We start from the raw sequence: 7,307 nt of genomic DNA, 5'->3' as shown, positions 1-7,307 counted from the left end.
GGATTAGAGGGAGTAGGATATAAATTTTCACCTAAGATAAGTCCTAGTGCAGGTGAAGTAAAAGTAAAGTTAAAAGCTGCCGGGTTAAATCATAGGGATTTATTTATTATAAATAATAGAAAAGAAATGGATCTACCATTAGTAATAGGGTCAGATGGATCAGGAATTGTTACAGAAATAGGAGAAGGAGTTTCAAATATTACACTACATACAGAAGTTATTATTAATCCTAGTATTGGATGGGAACATGCTACTGAAGTACCGGAGTTACCGGAAGTGCTAGGTGGGCCGAAAGATGGAACGTTTGCTGAATATGTAATTGTACCAGTTGAAAATGTTGTAGAAAAGCCGTCATATCTTACTTGGGAAGAATCAGGTGTTTTATCTTTATCCGCATTAACTGCATATAGAGCGCTTTTTACTAAAGGTAGATTGAAGCGCGGCGAACACGTTTTAATTCCGGGAATAGGCGGTGGTGTTGCTACATTTGCCATGTTATTCGCGAAAGCAATTGGCGCAAAAGTGAGTGTTACTTCAAGGGTAGAGAATAAAATGGAACTTGCTGCAAAATATGGTGCAGATATTTCTTTTCATAGTGCCGGAAATTGGGAAGAGAGCTTACAAGGTGAAAAAGTAGATTTAATAATAGATAGTATAGGTCCAGCAATTTTTTTGAAATATTTTGATGTATTAAAACCAAATGGAAGAATCGTGAATTTTGGTGCAAGCTCAGGAGATAAAATTGAATTACCATTACGCGCGCTATTTTACAATCAAATTGATATTATGGGAACATCCATGGGTAGCCGTGAGGAATTTAATGAGATGATAAAGTTTATAGAAAAACATCAAATTAAACCAATTATTGATAAAGTTTACTCGTTAGAAGAAGCAATTCGAGCACTAAGCCGTATGGAACGTGGAGAACAATTCGGAAATATTGTACTTCAAATGAATTAAAAAATATGATTTTGCAATTAGTATATTTAAATGAACATGTTATGTATTCCAAACATGAAAAAAATACGAATCGCCTTATTATAAAGGTTTACGAACTTTATACATAAATAGCGTATAAAATTTGTTTTATAATTGTCACATGAGCAATAGTAAAATGAGAATTAGATGAGAAAAGTTTAAGCCCATTTTCATAATGGTATTGTATACTGTGTAAATCAAGAACACTTGTAAGTAGGGAGAGAGTATTATGAATTACACAGTATTTCAGTGGTTTAATAATTTTGCTGATTCATCCAAACTATTAGATACGATAATGGTTGCAATTACAAATAGCGCTGCATACGTAGCCATTTTATTTATGCTTATCTTATGGTTTAATAATGGAAAGAAAGAGAATGCAATTAGAAAACAATATACAGTTTTATATACGACGCTTTCGGTTATTATTGCATTAGTAGTAAATGTTCTTATACATGCGGTATATTACCATCCGCGTCCGTTCGTATCACATGATGTACATCAATTAGTACCACATGCAGCAGATTCATCATTTGTTAGTGATCATTCTGTACTTGTATTTTCAATCGCCTTCGTATTTATTCTTAGAGGAGAAAAACTGAAATATATCGCGCTATTATGGGCAGTGTTAGTCGGTATATCACGTATGTATGTAGGTGTTCATTATCCTTTAGATATACTTGGTGCAGCTTTCATAACACTTGTTACGAGCGGTTTAGTAATGCAAAGTACACGTATGTTTGAACCAATAGCGAAATTCGTATTCAAAATGTATGCATTAGTAGCGAGACGAATTCCTTTCTTAGCAAAATATAACCATATCGCATAATTTTCTTATAAAAAGTTCCCCTTTGGAAATCCAGAGGGGAACTTTTTATAGTAAATAAGAAAAGAGTTTAGAGTGATATGCAATCAAGTTTTGGTGGAGTTAATATTCAGAAATTTCACGCACCGTACTTTAATTAAATAAAACAAAAACAAAAAATAACAATAGTTAGTTTCGTATTGTTTTAAAGGAATTAAAAAGAAAACTTCGAAACATATAGTATCGTAAACAAAAACTACAAATTATAAAACGCATCTTCGTACGAATCCATTCCAAAAGAGAGGAGATAAGTATGCAAAAACTTCAAACGAATAAAGGCGCTCGATATATGATGATTGCTTTTATTGTTTTGTTTCTTATTATGATTTTGCGTATAGTCTATATTCAGGCAGTAGGAGTCGTGCATAATGTAAATGTAAAGGACCTCGCGGATGAACAACATAATAAAAAAGGTGTTTTAGAAGCGAATCGTGGCACTATCTATGACCAAACGGGAAAGGTGTTAGTACAAGATTCTACAACATATCGAGTTGTTGTGAATTTAAAAGGAAAAGATAAAGTGAAAAATAAAGATGAAACCGCACAACAATTAGCCGATGTGCTTGAAATTGATAAAGAAGAAGTATTAAAAAACTTTCATGAAGGGCGTACGCAAGTTGAAATTGGGAAAATTGGTCGGAACTTATCTAGGGAAACGAAGGAAAAAATTAACGATTTAAAAATACCAGGTGTATCTTTTATGTCGGAAAAAGCAAGAGTGTATCCGAATGAAGATTTTGCATCCTATATACTGGGTTTTGCTAGACCAGATGATAAAGGGAATACGGAAGGAAAGTTTGGGCTTGAAAAGAGTTTGGATAAATATTTGCGCTCTACAAACGGGAATATAGAATATGTGGGTACACGAAGGGGGATTCCGCTTACAAATGATATAGGTAAAGTAGAACCTGCTAAAAATGGGAATAACGTGTATTTAACGCTTGATAAACAAATTAATAGCTTTTTAGAAGAAGCGATGAACAAAGCACAAGAGCATTATGATCCTTCTATGTTAATTGGAATTATTGCTGATCCAAAAACAGGAAAGGTTTTAGCGATGTCTAGTAAACCTAGTTACAATCCTAATGTAGGTGATATCGAATACTTTTTAAATGATCCGATTGCAAATGCATATGAACCAGGTTCAACTATGAAAGTTTTTACGTTAGCAGCTGCCATTAATGAAGGTGTATATAACGGAAAAGAATATTTTCAATCTGGAAAATATTCCGTTGGTTCCTCTGATATAAAAGATCATAATGGTGGATTTGGATGGGGGTCAATTACATTTGATGAAGGTTTTGAAAGATCATCAAACGTAGCTTTTTCTATTTTAGAAGATCAGTTACTGAAACCAAATAAATTTAAGCAATATATGAATAAATTTGGATTCAATCAAAAAACAGGAATAGATTTACCTGGAGAAAGTAAAAATACTTTATTATTAAATACGCAAATTCAACAGGTTACAACTTCTTTCGGTCAAGGTTCTACAGTAACTCCGATTCAATTAATCCAAGCAGCTACTGCTATAGCAAATGACGGGAAAATGATGCAACCATATATCGTTGATAAAGTTGTAAATCCAACAAATAAAGAAGTTATTATGGAAAATCAACCGAAAGAAATTGGGAATCCGATAAAAAAAGAAACAGCGGACAAGGTTAGAAGCTTAATGGAGCGTGTTATAACATCTTCAAAAGGAACTGGTACAATGTATAAAGTAGATGGTTATCCAATTGGAGGTAAGACAGGAACAGCACAAATCCCGAATCCTGAAAACGGCCGATATATGGAAGGGAAAGAGAATTACATTTTCTCCTTTTTAGGAATGGCTCCAATTGATGATCCGGAGTTAATCGTATACTTAGCTATTAAGCAGCCAAAGTTAAAAGGAGATGAGTATGGAGCTCAGCCTCTTGCTGAAATATTTAAACCTGTTATAAAAAACAGCCTTGAATATTTAAAGGTGAAACCGTATACAGAAAAACAAATAGCTGATGCAACGAAGCAATCTCAATTAAAAGTACAAAATTATGTAAATCAATCGATGGGTACAGCAGAGAAAAGTGTAGAAAAAGAGAAGCTACAGCCAATAATTTTAGGAGAAGGAAAAATAATAAAACAATATCCACAGTCTGGCGAGGTCATGAGTGAAGGGGATCGTATATTTTTATTAGGGAATAACGCACAAATGCCAAATGTAAAAGGTTGGTCCATGCGTGATGTTATGTATTTCTCTAAGCTTTTGAAATTAGATTTGAAAACTTCTGGTACAGGTTATGTAACGAGCCAAAGTATTGAAAAAGGACAAAATTTACAAGAAGGAGATACACTAGAACTAGAATTAGAACCGCCGTTACAACCGTTAACAGAGGCGAATACGAATTAATTCAGGTATTTGGAAGGAGCTAGATGCAAATGGCTCTTTCTTTAGAGCTGTAAGTAATTTCACGCACCGTAATTTTCAGAAAAAACAATAAATAAATGAATTAATAGAGATACGTTATTAAATATCTGATTATTTTTTATTTACAGTTAAAAATAATTGTGATAATATGGAAAAAATCAAATACAGTGAAGAGAAGAGTAAATAAAATGAATTTTTTACAGAGAGCTCCATTTAGCTGAAAAGGAGTAAAAATTCTTTATTGAACCAAGCCTCTGAGCAGCGCATCGGAACCTATTATTAGGGGATGGTGTGACGGGAGCTCCCGTTATAGAGCTATGGTATAAGCATGAGTTAGAATGCAGTACCTGATAAGGTTAATATGGTGACATATTAACAAACTAGGGTGGCACCGCGATGATAAATCTCGTCCCTAAGATTAAAAGTCTTGGGGGTGGGATTTTTTTATTGTTTTAAAACAATTTGGAAAGCGGGGGCCAAAAATGAAAAACTTTCTTAAAGATTGGAAATATCCTTTATTACTACTGTCCGGTGTTGGTATTGCGAATTTAGGAGCATGGATTTACTTAATAGCATTGAATGTACTTGTCTATCATATGGGCGGATCAGCCTTAGCTGTTGCTGCTTTATATGTAATAAAACCATTAGCCACTTTATTTACAAACGCTTGGTCTGGGAGTATGATTGATCGTTTAAATAAACGGAAATTAATGATTCACCTCGATATATATCGTGCGTTATTTATCGCTATTTTACCTTTACTTCCGTCACTTTGGATTGTTTATGTATTTGTATTCTTTATAAGTATGGCCAGTGCAATTTATGAGCCAACTGCTATGACGCATATGACGAAATTAATTCCAGTAGAACAAAGACAACGTTTCAACTCATTACGTAGTTTAATAGGATCTGGTGCATTTTTAATTGGTCCAGCGATAGCAGGGGTTTTATTAATTGCGAGTACACCAGAGATTGCTATATATATAAATGCTATAGCATTTCTGTTATCAGGATTCATTACATTACTTTTACCTAATCTTGATAAGAAAGAAGCTTCGGATACAACAAGTAATACATTATCTCTTACAGTATTAAAAAAAGATTGGAACACTGTTATAAATTTTAGTAGAAAACATGTGTATGTCGTATGCGTGTACTTCTTATTTCAAAGTATGTTCGTATTAGCAACCGCTACTGATTCACTTGAACTATCGTTTGCGAAAGAGGTATTACTACTAACAGATAGTGAATATGGTTTTCTAGTTAGTATAGCTGGTGCAGGATTTATTTTAGGTGCCATAACAAATACAATTTTGTCAAAGAAATTAGCACCTTCACTTCTAATTGGAATAGGATCATTATTCATTACAATTGGTTATTTAATTTATGCTTTTTCAAATGTATTTTTAATAGCTGCTATTGGATTCTGTATTTTATCTTTTTCAATGGCATATGCAAATACAGGATTTTATACATTTTACCAAAATAATATCCCTGTTCATATGATGGGACGGATTGGGAGTATATATGGACTTGTTATTGCGATAGTAACAATCTTTATTACAATATTATCTGGTGTTGCGACTCAGTTCATTTCTATACAACTTGTAGTTATTGTAGGTTCATTGGTCATGTTATTTATTACTATCGTCTTATGTGTGTTTACTTTATTCCCAGCACAATCTAAGTTGTATTCTACTGAATCAATAAAGTGAAACTTTAATCAGGGGGCATCCCCCACTGATTATCAGCCCTCACCAATCGGGCTTTTACGGGCAGCAGGGTCCCCACTTAACTTCTTTGCTTTCGCTGAATTTTGAGATGGGGGTCTTACTGCCCACAAATAGCGGGATAAATTCGAAATGAACTTTGTGTTCTCATTAACAATTTATCGTATTTAATAAAAGGGTTCTTTCCCCTTTATATGGAAAAATTAATAAGGGGAAAGAACAATACCGAAAGATAAGGGTGGTTGTCGTGATAAAAACAAAAGATGAAATTGATAAAATTGTAAAAGAAATACAAAAGAAAATAGATTTCTCTGGAGTAGTTTTAGTAAAAAAAGAAAAAGACTTAGTCTATGAAAAAGCTTTGGGTTACGCAAACCAAAGTGAATGTATAAACAATACGATACAAACAAGATTTGGCATTGCCTCAGGATGTAAAATTTTCACTGCAATTGGGATCTGTCAACTTGTTGAAAAAGGTTTTATTTCTTTTCATACAAAATTAAAAGATTGTCTAGAGATAAAATTTCCAAACTTCGATGAAGATATTACAATACATCAACTACTAACGCATAGCGCTGGTATACCAGATTATTTTGATGAAAGTATTATGGATAACTTCGAAGATCTTTGGAAACAAACACCTATGTATCTATTAAAGAGCTTAAAAGACTTTTTATCATTATTCCAAAAAAGTAATATGATGTTTGCACCTGGAACTAAGTTTCACTACAACAATGCAGGTTTTATCATACTTGGATTAATAATAGAAGAACAGACGGGAATTAAATTTACGGAGTATATAGAAAAGAACATTTTTAATCCGATTGGCATGAATGATTCTGGCTATTTTTCGTTAGATAGATTACCAAGACATACAGCTCTAGGATATATAAAGGACGAAACCAACCAAAATTGGAGAACAAACGCCTACTCTATACCGATAAAAGGAGGAGCTGATGGAGGTGCATATGTTACTGCACCAGACATGCTAAAATTTTGGGCGGCCCTATTTAATAATGAAATTTTAGGAAAGGAATATACAAAATTACTTTTAACTCCTCACATTCAAGTAAATGATAAACAGTCCTACGGATATGGAATATGGATTGAAACACGAGAAAACAAGGTATTCAAATATCATGTAATGGGATATGATCCAGGCGTCAGTTTTCGCTCGGCTATATATCCAGAATTAGGAATCACTTTAGTTATTCCATCGAATAAAGGGGCAGGACCTGAAAAATTAATGACAGAAATAGAAAGAGCTTTTTAATTATATGGATTTAAAAGAAGAGATACGAAAATAATTTAAACGGGTTCATGA

The 7,307-nt window shown here is 33.3% G+C and carries 5 protein-coding genes and 1 other annotated feature; all 5 genes read left to right on the top strand.

Annotated elements, in window-relative coordinates; translation table 11 throughout:
- The coding region (locus ACQGS6_RS19960) for a zinc-binding dehydrogenase (RefSeq protein WP_426965471.1) at positions 1-960 on the top strand (960 nt) is incomplete at its 5' end.
- A gap of 247 nt (positions 961-1,207) precedes the next feature.
- Positions 1,208-1,807 carry an undecaprenyl-diphosphatase gene (locus ACQGS6_RS19955; RefSeq protein WP_001110118.1) on the top strand — a complete coding sequence of 200 codons (600 nt, stop codon included), beginning with the start codon at positions 1,208-1,210 and terminating at the stop codon, positions 1,805-1,807.
- A 289-nt stretch (positions 1,808-2,096) separates the two neighbouring features.
- Positions 2,097-4,235, top strand: a complete 2,139-nt coding sequence (locus tag ACQGS6_RS19950) for a penicillin-binding protein (protein WP_001170961.1) — start codon at positions 2,097-2,099, stop codon at positions 4,233-4,235.
- Between the two features lie 176 nt (positions 4,236-4,411).
- Positions 4,412-4,670 (top strand) — a binding site (T-box leader).
- A 65-nt stretch (positions 4,671-4,735) separates the two neighbouring features.
- Positions 4,736-5,968 (top strand): MFS transporter, encoded by a 1,233-nt coding sequence (locus ACQGS6_RS19945; RefSeq protein WP_426965470.1) that lies wholly within the window; start codon positions 4,736-4,738, stop codon positions 5,966-5,968.
- 262 nt (positions 5,969-6,230) lie between these two features.
- The gene (locus tag ACQGS6_RS19940; protein WP_322371009.1) at positions 6,231-7,256 is read left to right on the top strand and encodes a serine hydrolase; all 1,026 of its coding nucleotides are present in this window, start codon (positions 6,231-6,233) and stop codon (positions 7,254-7,256) included.
- Positions 7,257-7,307: the final 51 nt, after the last annotated feature.

Source organism: Bacillus sp. GMs2/2 (genome assembly GCF_050172095.1).
In the GTDB taxonomy this organism is placed as follows: Bacteria; Bacillota; Bacilli; order Bacillales; family Bacillaceae_G; genus Bacillus_A; species Bacillus_A cereus.
Note: the sequence above shows the minus strand (reverse complement) of the source record. Positions and strands in the feature narration are given on the sequence as shown.